Source organism: Intestinimonas butyriciproducens (genome assembly GCF_016901775.1).
GTDB lineage: Bacteria > Bacillota > Clostridia > Oscillospirales > Butyricicoccaceae > Pseudobutyricicoccus.
Window position 1 is genome coordinate 1 of record NZ_JACJKW010000056.1, and the last position, 339, is coordinate 339.

A 339-nucleotide genomic window follows, 5' to 3' on the forward strand; every position below is an offset into this window, starting at 1 on the left:
TGGCCGTTCAACCTCTCAGTCCGGCTACCAATCGTCGCCTTGGTGGGCCGTTACCTCACCAACTAGCTAATTGGACGCGAGGCCATCTTTCAGCAATAAATCTTTGATAGCAATGGGATGCCCCATCGCTATGTTATGCGGTATTAGCACATCTTTCGATGTGTTATCCCCCACTGAAAGGCAGGTTCCTCACGCGTTACTCACCCGTCCGCCACTAAGCATTCCCTTCAGTTGTCCGAAAACTCCGTCAGGGGTGCTCCGTTCGACTTGCATGTGTTAGGCATGCCGCCAGCGTTCATCCTGAGCCAGGATCAAACTCTCTAAAAAATTATTCATCAA

At 50.7% G+C, this 339-nt stretch carries 1 rRNA gene; it reads right to left on the reverse strand.

Annotated elements, in window-relative coordinates:
* A 16S ribosomal RNA gene (locus H6A25_RS13210) occupies nucleotides 1–327 on the reverse strand; the annotation flags it as partial.
* Nucleotides 328–339 lie beyond the last annotated feature (12 nt).